This window comes from Rubellimicrobium mesophilum DSM 19309, from assembly GCF_000600335.2.
Lineage (GTDB): Bacteria > Pseudomonadota > Alphaproteobacteria > Rhodobacterales > Rhodobacteraceae > Rubellimicrobium > Rubellimicrobium mesophilum.
Window position 1 is genome coordinate 21,195 of sequence record NZ_KK088560.1, and the last position, 15,690, is coordinate 36,884.

A 15,690-nucleotide genomic window follows, 5' to 3' on the forward strand; every position below is an offset into this window, starting at 1 on the left:
CCTCTCCGTATTCACGGCGATGCGAGGCCAGACGAGGTGGCCGAGAGGCCTCAATCCCGCATCCGGCCTCCATCGTCCCAGAGCGGCGCGAGGTGGATGCGGGCGGGGCGGCGCTCTCCCAGGATCTCGACCTCGAGCGGCAGGCCGTCCACGATGCGGTCGGGGGGCAGGAAGCCCTGCGCGACCGACTGGTTGGTGAAGTGCGAGAAGCCGCCGGAGGTGCACCAGCCCACGACCTTGCCATCGAGCCAGATGGGCTCCCAGGCGACCACGTCGGCGTCACCCGCCTCCACCACCAGGCTTGCCAGGCGCCTTCCCGGGCCGGAGGCCTTCTCGGCCATGGCGGCGGCCTTGCCGATGAAGTCCGCGGGCTTGTTGTAGCGGACGAAGCGGTCGAGGCCGGTCTCGGCGGGCGTGTAGTCGGGAGAGAACTCGCGGCCCCAGCTTCCGAACCACTTGTCGAGGCGGAGCGACATCATCGCGCGCATCCCGAAGGGACGGAGGCCGAGGTCCTGCCCGGCGGCCCAGAGGATGTTCCAGAGGTGCCGCTGGCTCATGTGGTCGCAGAAGATCTCATAGCCGAGGTCGGCGGTGTAGCTCACGCGTTGCACGAGGCAGTCGGCGATGCCGACCGTCATGCGGCGGCAGTCCATGAAGCGGAGCGAGTCGACGTCGGAGCGGGTCACGCGCTTGAGGAGCTCCGACGCGTTCGGCCCGGCAATCTGGAAGCCGGTGCGGGTGTCGGAGACGTTCTCGACGCGGACGCCGGCCGTCAGGTGGCTCTCGAACCAGCGCATGTGCCAACCCTGGGCGCCGTAGCTCGCTGTGGCCATGAACTCGGTCTCGGAGAGGCAGGAGACGGTGAAGTCGCCGATGATCCTGCCGCTTTCGGCCAGCATGGGGTTCAGCGCGATCCGGCCGGGCTGGGGGATCGTGCCGGCCATGACGCGGTCGAGCCAGGCGCGGGCGTTGGGGCCGGTGATGCGGTACTTGCCGAAGTTGGAGAGCTCGTTGATGCCGACGCCGTTGCGGACCGCGAGGACCTCCTGCCGCGTCGCCTCCCAGGCGTTGGACCGCTTGAAGGTCGGCGTCTCGTAGGCGGGCTCGCCGGGGAGGGCGAAGTAGTTGACGACCTCGAGCCCGTATTGCTGGCCCCAGACGGCGTTCATGCCGCTGAAGACGTCATACATGGGCGAGGTCTTGAAGGGCCGGGCGGCGGGACGTTCCTCGTTGGGGTAGGCGACCGAGAAGCGCATCCGGTAGTTCTCGATGACCTTGGGGACCGTGTAGCCGGGCGTCGTCCAGTTGCCGAAGCGGGCCACGTCGAAGCCGCGCGGGTCGCGCTCGACCTCGCCCTCGATCATCCATTGGGCGAGACTGAGGCCCATGCCGCCGCCCTGGCTGAAGCCCGCCATCACGGCGCAGGCGGACCAGAAGTTGCGCAGGCCGGGCACGGGGCCGATCAGCGGGTTGCCGTCGGGGGCGAAGGTAAAGGGGCCGTGGATCACGCGCTTGACGCCGGCGCGTTCGAGGACCGGGAAGCGGCGGTAGGCGAAGGCGACGGAGTCCTCGATCTTGGAGAAGTCCTCGTTGAGGAGCTCGTGGCCGAAGTCCCAGGGGGTCGTGTCCACGGACCAGGGCTCGCAGGGCTTCTCGTAGAAGCCGATGCAGAGGCCGCGACCCTCCTGCCTCAGGTAGCTCTCGCCGCCGGGGTCCATGACGTGCGGGAATTCCTTGCCCTTGTCGAGGAAGGCCATGATCTCGGGCAGGTCGTCGGTGACGAGATACTGGTGCGCCATCGGGAGGAGGGGGCCGTAGGTGCCGGCCATGGCGAAGACCTCGCGCGCCCAGAGGCCGGCGGCGTTGACGACGTGCTCGGCATGGATCGTCCCTTGCTCGGTCACCACGTCCCAGGTGCCGTCGGCGCGGGGGTTCAGGCCGAGGACGCGGTTGTGGAGGACGATCTCGGCCCCGCCCATCCGGGCGGCGCGGGCGTAGGCGTGGGTGGTGCCCGAGGGGTCCAGGTGGCCGTCGAGCGGGTCGTAGAGCGCGCCGACGATGCCGTCCACGTTGACGAGGCCGTCCGTCATCTCGGCGACCTCCTCGGGGCCGAGGATGCGGGTGTCGAGGCCCATGTAGCGGTGCTTGGCGCGCTCGGCCTTGAGCATCTCGAAGCGGGCCTGGTTGTCCGCGAGGGTGATGCCGCCGACGTGGTGGAGCCCGCAGGACATCCCCGTCAGGGCCTCCAACTCCTTGTAGAGGCGGATCGTGTAGCCCTGGAGCGCCGCCATGTTGGTGTCGCCGTTCAGCGTGTGGAAGCCGCCCGCCGCGTGCCAGGTGGAGCCGGAGGTGAGCTCGGACCTCTCGATCAGCATGACGTCGGTCCAGCCGAGCTTGGTCAGGTGATAGAGCACGGAGCAGCCGACGACGCCTCCGCCGATCACGGCCACGCGGGTGGTGGTTCTCATCGCTTCGCTCCCCTCTGTTGTGACGCCCTTTGTGGGCAGGCTCCTCGGACCGCGAAAGCCTGCCAGCGACAGGACGAGTCGCTGGCGTGTCTTCGCCCCTCAAAGGTCGCGGAAAAGGATGAACGATTGGTAAACCGGGCGTTCGGTGGGGGGGTGGGGGACGCAACACCCCCGGGGTAAGTGCCCGCCGATGCTGCCATATTCCGTGAGGGAGGGTGTTGCGTCGCCCCCATGTCGGGTGGGCGTCTGCCCACCATCGGGCGGCCCGGCGCGGACGCGGATGTTGCGCTGAAGCGCATCCTGCGGGCCGGTCGGGGGTCGCTTGGGCCGCGCGGCGGGCTGAAGCCCGCCCTGCGGCCCCCGCGATCGAATCAGGGGATGATCCGGGTGTACTTCGTGCCCTCGACCGTGGCGCCGAGTCGGAGGCCGGACTGGCCGAAGACCACGGCGATGACCGGGGAGAGCGAGGTCGTGGTGTCGGCGCGCAGGACGTCGCCCTGGGCGTTGGCGGCGTATTCGATGTCGGCGCCGGCGACCCAGCCGGGGGACTGGCGGAACTGCGCCAGCGCGTCCTGGGTCATGAAGAAGAGGACATGGCTGTATTGCTGGGCGCCGATCTGGAGCCCCGCCGAGGCGGAGGTGGCCGAGTAGTAGTCCACCGTCGAGTTGCCGACCCGCAGCGCGCCGGTCCCGAAGGAGCCGCCGAGGCCGAGGCCCGCCTCGGTCACCACGGGCATCACGAGGATGCCGGCGGCCCGCTGGCCGAGGTCCACGGTGCCGGGGTAGGTCTGGTAGAGGAAGTTCAGCGCACTGTCGACGCGGGCGTCGATCACCGCCGCGTTGCCCGAACCCACGGGGTTCGCGCAGCCCGCGAGCGCGGTGCCCGCGAGCGCCAAAGCCACGAACGCACGTCTGGAGAGTCCGTCCATATCACTGCCCGATAGGTTCCTGGCCTTGTCAACCGGCCGTTGCTCGCTTCGTAGAGGAATCGGATTCATTTGTCACCAACCGATTCGCGAATCAGTCGTTCATCGCCCGCGCCGCTTCGGGCGCGAAGTAGGTGAGGACCCCGTCGCACCCCGCCCTCTTGAAGGCCATGAGGCTTTCCAGCATGACGCGCGGCCCGTCGAGCCAGCCGTTCGCGGCGGCGGCCTTGAGCATCGCGAACTCGCCCGAGACCTGGTAGGCGAAGGTGGGAATGCCGAACTCGTCCTTCACGCGGCGGCAGATGTCGAGATAGGGCATCCCGGGCTTCACCATGACCATGTCCGCCCCTTCCGCGAGGTCGCGGGCCACCAGTCGGAGCGCCTCGTCGGAGTTGCCGGGATCCATCTGGTAGGTCTTCTTCTCGCCCTTGAGGGCGGCCGTGGCCCCGACCGCGTCGCGGAAGGGACCGTAGAAGGCGCTCGCATACTTGGCGGCGTAGCTGAGGATCGTGACCTTCTGGAAGCCCTCGGATTCCAGCATCCGGCGGATCGCGCCGATGCGGCCGTCCATCATGTCGGAGGGGCCGAGGATGTCGGCGCCGGCGCGGGCCTGGGCCAGGGCCATCCTTGCCAGCGCCTCGACCGTGCGGTCGTTGACGATCTCCCCATGCTCGACGAAGCCGTCGTGGCCGTCGATGTTGTAGGGGTCGAGCGCGATGTCGGTCATCACCGCGACCTCGGGCACCGAGTCCTTGATGGCGCGGATCGCGCGGTTCGTGAGGTTGTCGGGATTCCAGGCCTCGGAGCAGTCGGCGGTGCGGTGCTCCATGGCCGTGTAGGGGAAGAGGCAGAGGGCCGGGATGCCGAGCGAGGCGGCCTCGCGCGCGGCCTCAACGGCCCGGTCCACGGTGAGGCGGTTCACGCCGGGCATGGAGGGCACGGGGACGGACTCGCTCCTGCCCTGCATCAGGAAGATCGGCCAGATGAGGTCGGAGGGCGTGAGCGTCGTCTCGCGCACGAGGGCGCGGAGGGCGGGAGTCGCGCGCAGGCGGCGGGGACGGGCGAGGGGGAAGGGGGCAGGGGTCATGGATCGGGCTCCCGTGCGAGGGCGGTCTCGGCCCCGGGCCTCGCACGGAATGTTCACCGCCACAAGGCTAGGCAGGGGCGCGGCGCTCGGATACGCTCGCCGGACCCGAGCCCGGCGGACCGCAGTGGACTTCACGCAGACCCTTTTCGACGTCATCGACTTCCGGTCCTTCTCGAACCTGTGGTTCTGGATCGTGCTGGCCGTCGCCTGGTCCACCGCGAGCCACTGGGTGCTGGGGGTCCCCTTCGACATGGTGCTCCGCGCCAAGCGGCACGGCGGGCAGGCGCTGACCGACCTCGAGGACCTGGTGCGGATCAACGTGAACCGGCTCCTCTACGTGGCGCGGATGTCGGGGCTGTGGCTCGCGGGGTTCTCGGCCTTCCTGCTGACCGCGCTCATGACGATGGCCGTGTGGTACGGGGTGGAGCTTGCGCAGGCGATGGCGCTCATCATGGTGCCGATGGCGCTCGTGGGCCTCCTGAGCCTCTCGACCGCGCGGCGGATCGAGGAGCGCGCGCCGCAGGGGGAGGAGCTGTGCAAGGTGCTCCATCGGCAACGGATCTGGACGCAGGGGATCGGCACCGTGTCGATCTTCGTCACCGGCATGTACGGGATGTACCATAACCTGCTGGTGCTCTACGGGCTGTGAGCGGCGGGGGGCGGCGGGCGCCGTTGACACCGCCCGCCCGCGCGGTAGGTGACGCCGCATGGCGACCTCTCCCAACCACATCACCGTCGGCGGCGCGCCCGAGGGGTTCGACGCGCGGCTCGTCCTGAAGGAGCTGGAAGCAGCGGGCGTTCCCGTGCTGCACGTCGCGCGGGACGACCGGCGACTTGCGGCGATGCGGGAGGCGCTGCGGTTCTTCGACCCCTCGGTGCCGGTCTTCGAGTTTCCGGCCTGGGACGTGCTGCCCTTCGACCGGGTCTCGCCCAACCCTGAGATCGCGGCGCAGCGGATGGCGACGCTCGCCGCGCTGACCCATGGGATGCCGGAGCGGTTCGTGCTGCTGACCACGCTGAACGCGGCGACCCAGAGGGTGCCGGCGCGGGAGACGCTGCGGGGGGCCGCGTTCTCCGCCGGAGTTGGCGACCGGGTGGACGAGCAGCAGCTTCGGGGCTTCCTGACGCGGATGGGGTTCACGCAGTCGCCCACCGTGACGGAGCCCGGCGACTACGCGGTGCGCGGCGGGCTCATCGACGTCTGGCCGCCGGGGCATCCGTCGCCGGTGCGGCTCGACTTCTTCGGGGACACGCTGGACGGGGCGCGCCGGTTCGACGCCGTGACGCAGCGGACGACGGAGAAGCTGAGCGTCGTGGAGTTCGCTCCGGTGTCGGAGGTGATCCTCGACGAGGCGTCGATCACGCGGTTCCGGCAGAACTACCGCATCGAGTTCGGCGCGGCGGGGACGGATGATCCGCTCTATGAAGCGGTGAGCGCGGGGCGCAAGCACGCGGGAATGGAGCACTGGCTCGCGTTCTTCCACGAGCGGCTGGAGACGCTGTTCGACTACCTGCCCAAGGCGAGCGTGACGCTGGATGACCAGGTCGGCCCCTCGCGACTGGCGCGCTGGGCAGCGATCGAGGACGCCTACGAGGCGCGCCGGTCGGCGATGCGGGAGAGGGGGCGCGTCGACACCGTCTACAAGCCGGCGCCGCCGGGGCTCCTCTATCTGGACGAGGCGGCCTGGGACGCGGCGCTGAAGGGCCTGCGGGTTCTGCAGTTCAACCCGCTGAAGCAGCCGACCGGCTATGGCGTCATCGACGCGGGCGGGCGGATCGGACGGGACTTCGCGCCCGAGCGGCAGCAGGAGAAGATCTCGCTCTTTGGGGCGCTGGCCGCCCATGTGAAGGCGCGGCTGGCCGAGGGGCCGGTGCTGGTCGCCAGCTACTCCGAGGGCTCGCGCGAGCGGATGGAGCACCTGCTGGAGGAGGAGGGGACGGGCGAGACGATCCCGGTCCCGGACTTCTCGCGGGTGGGGCGGAACGGCATCCACCTCGCAGTCTGGCCGCTGGAGCACGGATTCGAGGCGCCGGGCCTCACGGTGATCTCCGAGCAGGACGTGCTGGGCGACCGGCTGATCCGGCCCACGCGCAAGAAGCGGCGGGCGGAGAACTTCCTGACCGAGGTCAACGCGCTCACGCCCGGGGACCTCGTGGTGCATGTCGACCATGGGGTCGGGCGGTATCACGGGCTGGAGGTGCTGCAGGCGCTGGGCGCGGCGCATGAGTGCATCGCGCTGGAATACGCCGAGAACACGCGCCTCTACCTGCCGGTCGAGAACATCGAGCTGCTGTCCCGCTTCGGGCACGAGGAGGGGTTGCTCGACAAGCTGGGCGCCGGGGCCTGGCAGGCGCGGAAGGCGAAGCTCAAGGAGCGGATCAAGATCGCGGCCGAGCGGCTGATCCGAACGGCGGCGGAGCGGGCGCTGAGGAAGGCGCCGGAGCTGGAGCCGCCGGAGGACATCTGGGACCAGTTCCTCGCGCGCTTCCCTTATGTCGAGACCGACGACCAGCTTCAGGCCATCGAGGATGTTCTAGGGGACATGGACTCCGGCAACCCGATGGATCGGCTGATCTGCGGCGACGTGGGGTTCGGCAAGACCGAGGTGGCGATCCGCGCCGCCTTCGTCGCGGCCATGTCGGGGGTGCAGGTCGCGGTCGTGGCGCCGACGACGCTGCTCGCGCGGCAGCACTACAAGACCTTCGCGGAGCGGTTCCGAGGGTTCCCGCTGGAGGTCCGGCCGCTGTCGCGCTTCGTCTCGGCCAAGGAGGCGGCGCAGACGCGCGAGGGGCTCGCCAAGGGCACCGTCGACATCGTCGTGGGCACCCATGCGGTGCTCGCCAAGCAGGTGAGGTTCGCGAACCTCGGGCTGCTGGTCATCGACGAGGAGCAGCACTTCGGAGTGAGCCACAAGGAGCGCCTCAAGGAGCTGCGATCGGATATCCATGTCCTGACGCTGACCGCGACCCCGATCCCGCGCACTTTGCAGATGTCGCTCTCGGGCGTGAGGGACCTGTCGGTCATCACCACGCCACCGATCGACCGGCTGGCGATCCGCACCTACGTCTCGGAGTTCGACACCGTGACGATCCGCGAGGCGCTGCTGCGGGAGCGGTATCGCGGCGGGCAGTCTTTCGTCGTGGTGCCACGCATCGCGGACCTGCCCGAGATGGAGGATTGGCTGAAGCGCGAGGTGCCGGAGGCCAGCTATGTCGTGGCGCACGGCCAGATGGCGGCCACCGAGCTCGACGACAAGATGAACGCCTTCTACGACGGCAAGTTCGACGTGCTGCTCGCGACCTCGATCGTGGAGTCGGGCCTCGACATTCCGACGGCGAACACGATGGTCGTCTGGCGGGCGGACGCCTTCGGGCTGGCGCAGCTTTATCAGATTCGGGGGCGCGTTGGGCGGTCCAAGACGCGGGCCTATGCCTACCTGACGACGCGGCCACGCCAGAAGCTCACGCCGCAGGCGGAGCGGCGGCTGCGGGTGCTGGGGAGCATCGACTCGCTGGGGGCGGGCTTCCAGTTGGCGAGCCAGGACCTCGACATCCGGGGCGCGGGGAACCTCATCGGCGAGGAGCAGTCGGGGCAGATCCGCGAGGTCGGGTTCGAGCTCTACCAGCAGATGCTGGAGGAGGAGATCGACCGGCTGCGGTCGGGGCAGGGCGAGCTGGTGGAAACCGCCGGGCAATGGGCGCCGCAGCTCAACCTCGGTGTCCCGGTGCTGATCCCCGAGGCCTATGTCCCGGATCTCGACGTGCGGCTCGGGCTGTATCGGCGGCTCTCGGCGCTGTCCACCAAGGTGGAGCTGGAGGGCTTCGCGGCCGAGCTGATCGACCGCTTCGGAACCTTGCCCCGCGAGGTGAATACCTTGCTCCTCGTGGTGCGGATCAAGGCCATGGCGCGCAAGGCCGGCGTGGCGCGGCTGGACGCAGGGCCGAAGGGGGCGACGCTGGTGTTCCACAACGACCGCTTCGCCTCGCCGGCGGGGCTGGTCGAGTACATCCAGGCGCAGGCGGGGCAAGCGCGGATAAAGGACAACAAGCTCGTGGTGCTCCGCGACTGGCCCTCGGAGGCCGACCGGATCAAGGGCGCCTTCGCCATCGTGCGCGACCTCGCCGAGAAGGTGGCCGAGGCCAGCCCAAGGAAGGGGAAGGAGGCCGTGGACGCCGAAGCCGGGCCCAAGGCCTCGAAACCTGCGGCTCTGCCTGGCATGAAGGCGGAGACGGCTTCTTCCGCCAAGCCTTCGCCAGTGGCCCGTCGTCGAGGCTGAGCCCCGGGCCCGAATTGCCCGCGAAGCCCGGGCCGTGATAGGGCCCCGGCACGGATGGACGATAGAGCGGGAGGCCCCGGTGCCGAAGGGAATCGAGGCGCGCCTGACCCTTGCGGTCCTCGCCTATGCGGCGCTGCAGGTCGTGCTCCGGCTGCTGATCGGGCCGGCGCTGGAGCTGGACGAGGCCGAGGCCTTCTACCAGTCGAGGCACCTGGCCTTGGGCTACGGGCCGCAGCCGCCGCTCTACTTCTGGCTTCAATGGGGGCTGTTCCGGGTCCTCGGCGAAGGGCTGCTGGCGCTGGCGCTGCTCAAGGAGGCCATCCTTGCGGGCACGGTGCTGGGGCTCTTCGCGATGCTCCGGCGCGAGGCGGGGGCTTGGCCTGCGGCGGTCGCCGCGCTGTCGCTCTCGCTGCTGCCGCAGGTCGTGTGGGAGGGGCAGCGGGCGCTCACGCATACCATGCTGGCGCTGTTCATGGCGGTCGTGGCGACGGGGCTCTTCGGGCGAGCGTTGGCTTCCGGGCGCTGGCGGGACCACTTGGTCCTGGGGTTGACCCTGGGGCTCGGGGCGCTGTCGAAGTTCAACTTCGTGCTCTGGCCCCTGGCCTTGCTCGCGGCGGCGTCGCTGCTGCCCGAGTGGCGCGGACGGCTCCGTCCGCTGCGGCTGGGCGGGGCGGCGGCGGTGGCGGCCGTGGTCGTCGCGCCGGTGGCGTTCTGGATCGCGCGGAATCCGGAGCTGGCGACCGCGAGCGTCGCCAAGCTCGATTTCGCACGGATGGATGGGGTCCGCGCGCGGGTCGAGGCGACTCGGGATCTCCTGATGGCGAGCCTGACCCTCGTGGCCTTGGCGGTTCTCGTGCTGGGTGGCTTCGCCCTGGCGCGGAGGGGTCCGGGCGCGCGGCTCGCCCCGCTGGCCCGGCTGATCGGAGCGGCGGCGGGGCTGTCGCTGGCCCTGCTGTGGCTCGGGCTCCTGGCCTCGGGTGCCACCGAGATCGCCGTGCGCTGGCTGCTGCCGGTCGCATGGGGCCTGGTGCCGGTGGCGGTCCTGGGGATTTGGCCGAGGCTGGGCGATGGGGCTCGGCGCGGACTCGGCTGGACCGTCGCGGCCATCTGGCTTGTGGTGGTCCCGCTCCTGCCTTACGCGAGCCTTGTCGATCCGGGATACCGGGGGGCGGACTTCGGCCCCCTCGTCGAGCGGCTCCAGGAGCTCACCGCAGACGAAGGACGGCTCTTGGTGGAAGATCAGTGGGTTGCGGGAAACCTCGCGTTCCTGGCGCCGGACCTGGCGCCGCGCCTGATCCGGCCAGGAGATCGAGCCGAACCCGGAGCGGTGGTGATCCGCGAGCAGGGCGCCGATGGAGGGGTTGATCCCGCACCTGTCGGGAGGGACGCAGGGATCGTCGCGATTGGCCACGGAGGCCGTGAGGTCCGGGTCGAGATCACGGTGGAGGGTCCATAAGGGTGGATCGGTCGGCTTCTTGAGGAAGCGGGTGAAGTATTCCTGGCAACATACGGTCGCTTATTGGAATTGCTCTAAAATCCCTGGTTGTGGAACGAGGCCTGTGGCAGGACCGCGCTGCCGTTGCGCAGTCTCCTCCCGGTCGTGTATCAGCCGGACATGGCCGGCAACGATCCCAAGACGCTTCTCCGCATCGCCCGCTCCGGCGGAGGGACGGACCATCTTCCGCCGCTCGACCTGGGCGCGCGGGTTCGGGAGCTTCGGCGCGAGAGGGACTGGACGCTCGAACAGGCCGCCGCGCAGGCGGGGCTCGCCCGATCCACGCTGTCCAAGATCGAGAACGGGCAGATGTCGCCCACCTACGATGCGCTCAAGAAGCTCGCGGTGGGGCTCGGCATCTCGGTGCCGCAGCTCTTCACTCCCCGGCCGACGGCGCAGGTCAACGGCCGCATGGCGGTGACGAAGTCGGGCGAGGGCGAGGAGCAGCTCACCACGACCTACGAGCACGAGCTGCTGGCCGAGTCGCTCAGCCGCAAGCGGATGCTGCCCTACCGGACGCGGGTGCGCGCGCGGAGGCCCGAGGAGTTCGGCGGATGGGTCAGGCACGAAGGGGAGGAGTTCCTCTATGTGCTGACCGGGGCGATCCGGCTCTACACCGAGTTCTACGAGCCGGTGGAGATGAGGCGCGGCGACAGCGCCTATTACGACGCGGCGATGGGGCACAACGTCGTCTCCGTCAGCCAGGACGACGCGACGATCCTCTGGGTGACCTCGCTGGCCTAGGCTGACCCCCTGGAGGGCCGATCAGCGGACGGGGTTCCGCACCGCGGGCTCGGCGTCGTGCCGGAGGGCCTACGCGTCGGGCCTCGGCGGCTGGTGCGTCCCTCCGAGCAGGCGCCCCGAGGAACGGAAAGGGCGCCCGTTCGGGCGCCCTCGGCTCTTCGGCAGGAGACTCACTGCGCTGGGGCCGCGCTCTCGTCCCACCACCAGACGTCGGGCTCCCAGCCGGGCCAGTCGCCCATGACGGGGAGCGTGTCGGGATAGGTGAGCCGCACGTCATGAGCGATCAGGGCCGCGTTCCATTGGTAGAAGGGGATCACGTAGCGCCCCGCCGTCAGCACCCGGTCGAGCGCCTGCGCGGCGGCCACGAAGTCCTCGTTCGACTCGGAGGTCAGGAGCTCCTTGACGAGGCCGTCGATGGCCGGGCTCTTGACGCCCATGAGGTTGCGCCCGCCGGGCTCGTCGGCGGTGGCCGAGCCCCAGTAGAGGGTCTGCTCGTTGCCCGGGGAGAGGGACAGCGCCCGCCGGTAGTAGGTCATGTCGAAGTCGTAGGCGTCCGTCCTCTCCTTGTACTGGGCGGAGTCGACCGAGTTCACCGTGACCTGCATCCCGAGCCGCTGGAGAGCCTGGACGTACATGTCCACGATCGAGGCCACCTCGGAGGAGCCGTTCTCCAGCAGGACCTCGAACTGGAAGGGCTCGCCCGCCGCGTTCCGCAGGACGCCGTCGCTGCCCACCGTCCAGCCAGCTTCCTCCAGCTCACCCAGCGCGGCCGAGACGTTCCTGCGGTTGCGCTCCGAGCCGTCGCTGACGGGCAGCGCATAGCCCTCCAGCGCGCCGGGCGGCAGGTCGGCCTCGTATTCGGCCAGGAACTCCTGCACGCGGCCCTCGGCCGGCCCCTCGGTCATGCCGAGCGGGCTGTTCGAGAAGTAGGACGTGATGCGCGGCTGGGCGCCGCCGGTCATGGCCTCGTTGATGAACTCGAAGTTGAAGGCAAGGGTCATCGCGTCCCGCACGCGGATGTCGGAGAAGAGCGCGTCCCGCGTGTTCATCACGAGGCCGGTCATGCCGGTGGGACGCTGGTTCGGGATCTCGTCGAGGACGATCTGTCCCTCTTGCACGAGGGGGAAGTCGTATTCGGTCGCCCACTTGGCGGGGTTCGTCTCGCGCATGATGTTCACGTCGCCGGTCTTGAAGGCCTCGAAGGCGGCGGTCTCGTCCCCGAAGAACTCGAAGCGCACCTCGTCGAGGTTCATGGTTCCCTTGCGGAAGGGGATCTCCGCCCCCCAGTAGTCCGGGTCCCGCCGCAAGGTCACCGAACGGCCGGCGTCGAAGTGGTCCACCACGTAGGGGCCGGAGGTGATCGGGATCATGTCCAGACCGTCGGCGTTCTCGAAGTCCACGCCCTCCCACTGCTTCTTCTGGAGGATGGGCCGGAGACCGGCGAGCATGGCGAGCTCGCGGTCGGCGGTGTTGAAGGTGATGCGGACGCCGCGCTCCCCAACCGGCTCGATGGACTGCACCTTCTGCCAGAAGGTCCGGTAGCGGGGATGACCATGCTCGCCGATCGTCTGGAAGGACCAGATCACGTCCTCGACGGTCACGGGGCTTCCGTCGGAGAACGTCGCGCTCGGGTTCAGCGTGAACTCGACCCAGCTTCGGTCGGGGGCGGTCTCCACGGACTCGGCCAGGAGCGGATAGAGGGTGAAGGGCTCGTCCAGCGACCGGCCCAGGAGGGACTCGGTGGTCAGGAAGGTGAGCTGCCAGGGCACCGTGCCCTTGAGGATGTAAGGGTTGAGGCTGTCGAAGCTCCCCACCTCGGCCGAGACCACCGTGCCGCCCTTCGGCGCGTCGGGGTTCGCGTAGGGCAGGTGGTCGAAGCCGGGGGGCAGCGCGGGGTCGCCGTACATGGCGATGCCGTGCATGGGCTCCCCACAGGCGGCGCCGGCCAGCAGGAGCGCGGACGCGCCCCCCAGCCTCAGGCGCGTGAGAAGTCGGTGCATCATGGTGTCTGCTCTCCCTGGTGCCTCGTTCAGGTGTCGGGCGAGGTTACGCGGCGGGTCCGGCGAAATCAAACTTACGGCTAGCGCAGCGCCTCAAGAACGCCTATAAAGAGGTCACTGCTCGATAGGTTTCTTGCCTGTATGAAACCTGCCTCAACAACTCGACGCCCGCCAATGGCGGGCGTTTTTTGTGGTCCGATCAGGTCCATTCGCCCGACTTCACCTGATTTCTTAGGTTTCCCGCGCGTCCCCGTCCTTTGGGGACCCGGGACGGAACCGGACTGTTCCTCACAAGAAGTTTGTTGGGGTGAAGCGAATCGCCGTTTCGACAAACGAATCCCCCAGAGGTGGGTGCGGGTTTATCCACAGACCCAAGAGCTTGGGGCGACCGGCTCAGATGCCGCCTCACGCCCGCAGCGGCCAAAACCTGCCGATCCAGGGTCACGCATCGGCTGGAGGTCGCGCATTGCGGGGACGCGGCCTCTCCTTATGATGCTGCGTCACAGCATGAAGGAGCGCCTCCAAATGGATCCCAACCGCCCCCTGTCCGGCCGGACCGCCGTCGTGACCGGATCGACCTCGGGCATCGGGCTCGGCATTGCGCGGGCACTGGCCGGAGCCGGAGCCGGTGTGGTCCTCAACTCCTTCACGGACAACGGGTCCGATCACGACCTCGCGCAGGGGATCGGGGCGGAGTTCGGCGTCCGTGCGACCTATGTCCGCGCCGACATGAGCAAGGGCGAGGAATGCCGCGCGCTGGTGGCCCAGGCAGGGGGTTGCGACATCCTCGTGAACAACGCCGGGGTCCAGCACGTCGCGCCGATCGACTCCTTCCCCGTCGAGAGATGGGACACGATCCTCGCCATCAACCTGAGCTCCGCCTTCCATACCACCGCCGCCGCGCTGCCGGGGATGCGGGCCAAGGGCTGGGGACGGGTGGTCAACATCGCCTCGGCCCATGGGCTCACCGCATCGCCCTACAAGGCGGCCTATATCGCGGCCAAGCACGGCCTCGTCGGGCTGACCAAGACCGCCGCGCTCGAGACGGCCGGGCAGGGCATCACCGCCAACGCGATCTGTCCGGGCTACGTGCTGACGCCGCTCGTGGAGGCGCAGATCCCCGACCAGATGAAGGCGCATGGCATGGACCGCGAGACGGTCATCCGCGAGGTCATGCTGGAGCGCCAGCCGTCGCGCCAGTTCGCCACCGTGGAGCAGATCGGCGGGACGACGGTGTTCCTCTGCTCCGAGGCGGCGGCGCAGGTCACCGGGACGACGATCAGCGTGGACGGGGGCTGGACGGCGCTCTGAGCTCAGCCGCGCAGGAGGCCGAGGGCGAGGGTCCACATCACGAGGGCGATGAGGAGGTCGAGGCGGCGCCAGGCTTCGGCGCTCCGCATGACGGGGGCGAGGAGGCGGGCACCGAAGCCCAGGGCGAAGAAGAAGGCGAAGGAGGCGGCGGTGGCGCCCACCCCGAAGGCCGCCTTCTCCGCGCCCGCGAACTGCGTGGAGACGGCCCCCACGAGACCCAGCGTGTCGAGATAGACGTGGGGGTTGAGCCAGGTGAAGGCCGCGCCCATGGCGAGAGTGGGCCGCAGCGCGGCGGATTCTCCGGCGAGGGCGAGCGCGTAGTCGCCCCTCCAAGCGGCCTGGAGGCGCATCGCTCCGTAGACCACGAGGAACGCCGCCCCCGCGAGCGACATCGCGCGGGGGAACCAGGGCAGGGCCTGGGCCAGTGCGCCGAAGCCGGCCACCCCGGCGGCGATCAGCGCCGCGTCCGACAGCGAGCAGAGCAGGCAGAGCGGCAGGACATGGCTGCGCAGGAGCCCCTGGCGCAGCACGAAGGCGTTCTGCGCCCCGATGGCAAGGATCAGGGAGAACCCGGTCGCGAATCCGGTCAGCGCGGCGGCGATCATTCGGCGGCGCGCGCGGGCTCGGGCGGGGGCTCGACGAGGTCTTCGGGGCGCGAGACCACCTCGCCCGGATAGACGAGCCCCGCCGATATGACGATCTTGGCCGCGTCCTCGAGGGGCATGTCGAGCTCGATGATCTCGGACCGGCGCACATAGAGGAGGTAGCCGGTGGTGGCGTTCGGCGTGATGGGACGAAAGAGGCCGACGATCTCCTCCCCGTCCCCTTGGAGCCGCTGTCGCACCTCGCCGCGCAGCGGGGCCGAGACGAAGGCCAGCGACCACATCCCCTTGCGCGGGAACTCCACGAGGCAGGCCCTTTCGAAGCGCGCGTCGGACTGGGTGAAGAGCGTCTCGGAGATCTGCTTCACGGCGTTGTAGATCGACCGGATCACCGGCACGCGGCCCACGAGGTCCTCGCCCGAGCGGAGGAGCGAGCGGCCGACCAGGCCCTTGGCGACCCAGCCGATGATGATCGTGAAGAACAGGAAGAAGCCGACGCCGACGCCCCGGATGTTGATCTCGATCCAGTCAGGGCTGCCGCGCTCGTGGCCCATCAGGCGGTTCACGATGGATTCGGGGTGCCAGAAGGGCGGCACGAAGGGCATGACGACGCTGTCCACCCAGCCCGCGAAGGTCCAGATGAGCCAGATCGTCAGGCCGATGGGCGCGATCACGACCACGCCCGCGAAGAAGTTGTTCCGGAGCGCCCCGAGGATGCGGGTGACGAGCCAGTGGCGCTGCTTCGGGACGGGCACGGGGCGGCGCATGGCGGAGGCCTTC

11 protein-coding genes are annotated in these 15,690 nt (G+C 69.4%); 5 read left to right on the plus strand and 6 right to left on the minus strand.

Features of this window, described 5'->3' with window-relative positions; genetic code table 11:
• Nucleotides 1-50: 50 nt before the first annotated feature.
• The 3 genes from RUMESO_RS06645 to hemB all read right to left on the minus strand — a co-directional run bounded on the left by RUMESO_RS06645 (nt 51) and on the right by hemB (nt 4,481).
• Nucleotides 51-2,468 carry a GcvT family protein gene (locus RUMESO_RS06645; protein WP_037279087.1) on the minus strand — a complete coding sequence of 806 codons (2,418 nt, stop codon included), beginning with the start codon at nt 2,466-2,468 and terminating at the stop codon, nt 51-53.
• A 371-nt stretch (nt 2,469-2,839) separates the two neighbouring features.
• Nucleotides 2,840-3,397: a lipid-binding SYLF domain-containing protein gene (locus RUMESO_RS06650; RefSeq protein WP_037279089.1), complete on the minus strand. Its 558-nt coding sequence runs from the start codon at nt 3,395-3,397 to the stop codon at nt 2,840-2,842.
• Nucleotides 3,398-3,488: 91 nt separating this feature from the next.
• On the minus strand, nt 3,489-4,481 hold the full coding sequence (gene hemB / locus RUMESO_RS06655) for a porphobilinogen synthase (protein WP_037279090.1): 993 nt from the start codon (nt 4,479-4,481) through the stop codon (nt 3,489-3,491).
• A gap of 124 nt (nt 4,482-4,605) precedes the next feature.
• On the opposite strand from hemB, the gene RUMESO_RS06660 reads away from it, so the two are divergent.
• The 4 genes from RUMESO_RS06660 to RUMESO_RS06675 all read left to right on the plus strand — a co-directional run bounded on the left by RUMESO_RS06660 (nt 4,606) and on the right by RUMESO_RS06675 (nt 10,997).
• The gene (locus RUMESO_RS06660) at nt 4,606-5,130 is read left to right on the plus strand and encodes a hypothetical protein (protein ID WP_037279092.1); all 525 of its coding nucleotides are present in this window, start codon (nt 4,606-4,608) and stop codon (nt 5,128-5,130) included.
• A 58-nt stretch (nt 5,131-5,188) separates the two neighbouring features.
• Nucleotides 5,189-8,758, plus strand: coding sequence for a transcription-repair coupling factor (gene mfd / locus RUMESO_RS06665; protein WP_082483398.1), 3,570 nt, complete (start codon nt 5,189-5,191; stop codon nt 8,756-8,758).
• 79 nt (nt 8,759-8,837) lie between these two features.
• Nucleotides 8,838-10,214 carry a glycosyltransferase family 39 protein gene (locus RUMESO_RS06670; protein ID WP_051521089.1) on the plus strand — a complete coding sequence of 459 codons (1,377 nt, stop codon included), beginning with the start codon at nt 8,838-8,840 and terminating at the stop codon, nt 10,212-10,214.
• Between the two features lie 159 nt (nt 10,215-10,373).
• On the plus strand, nt 10,374-10,997 hold the full coding sequence (locus RUMESO_RS06675) for a helix-turn-helix domain-containing protein (RefSeq protein WP_037279335.1): 624 nt from the start codon (nt 10,374-10,376) through the stop codon (nt 10,995-10,997).
• A gap of 170 nt (nt 10,998-11,167) precedes the next feature.
• Here RUMESO_RS06675 and RUMESO_RS06680 read toward each other — a convergent pair whose 3' ends face one another.
• The gene (locus tag RUMESO_RS06680; protein ID WP_037279094.1) at nt 11,168-13,000 is read right to left on the minus strand and encodes an extracellular solute-binding protein; all 1,833 of its coding nucleotides are present in this window, start codon (nt 12,998-13,000) and stop codon (nt 11,168-11,170) included.
• A 522-nt stretch (nt 13,001-13,522) separates the two neighbouring features.
• Between RUMESO_RS06680 and RUMESO_RS06685 the strand changes: the two genes are divergently transcribed.
• Nucleotides 13,523-14,308, plus strand: a complete 786-nt coding sequence (locus RUMESO_RS06685) for a 3-hydroxybutyrate dehydrogenase (protein ID WP_037279096.1) — start codon at nt 13,523-13,525, stop codon at nt 14,306-14,308.
• Between the two features lie 2 nt (nt 14,309-14,310).
• Here RUMESO_RS06685 and RUMESO_RS06690 read toward each other — a convergent pair whose 3' ends face one another.
• On the minus strand, nt 14,311-14,913 hold the full coding sequence (locus tag RUMESO_RS06690) for a LysE/ArgO family amino acid transporter (protein WP_211262809.1): 603 nt from the start codon (nt 14,911-14,913) through the stop codon (nt 14,311-14,313).
• Nucleotides 14,910-15,677, minus strand: a complete 768-nt coding sequence (locus RUMESO_RS06695) for a DUF502 domain-containing protein (protein ID WP_051521090.1) — start codon at nt 15,675-15,677, stop codon at nt 14,910-14,912. The genes RUMESO_RS06690 and RUMESO_RS06695 overlap by 4 nt, the downstream gene beginning before the upstream one ends.
• Nucleotides 15,678-15,690: the final 13 nt, after the last annotated feature.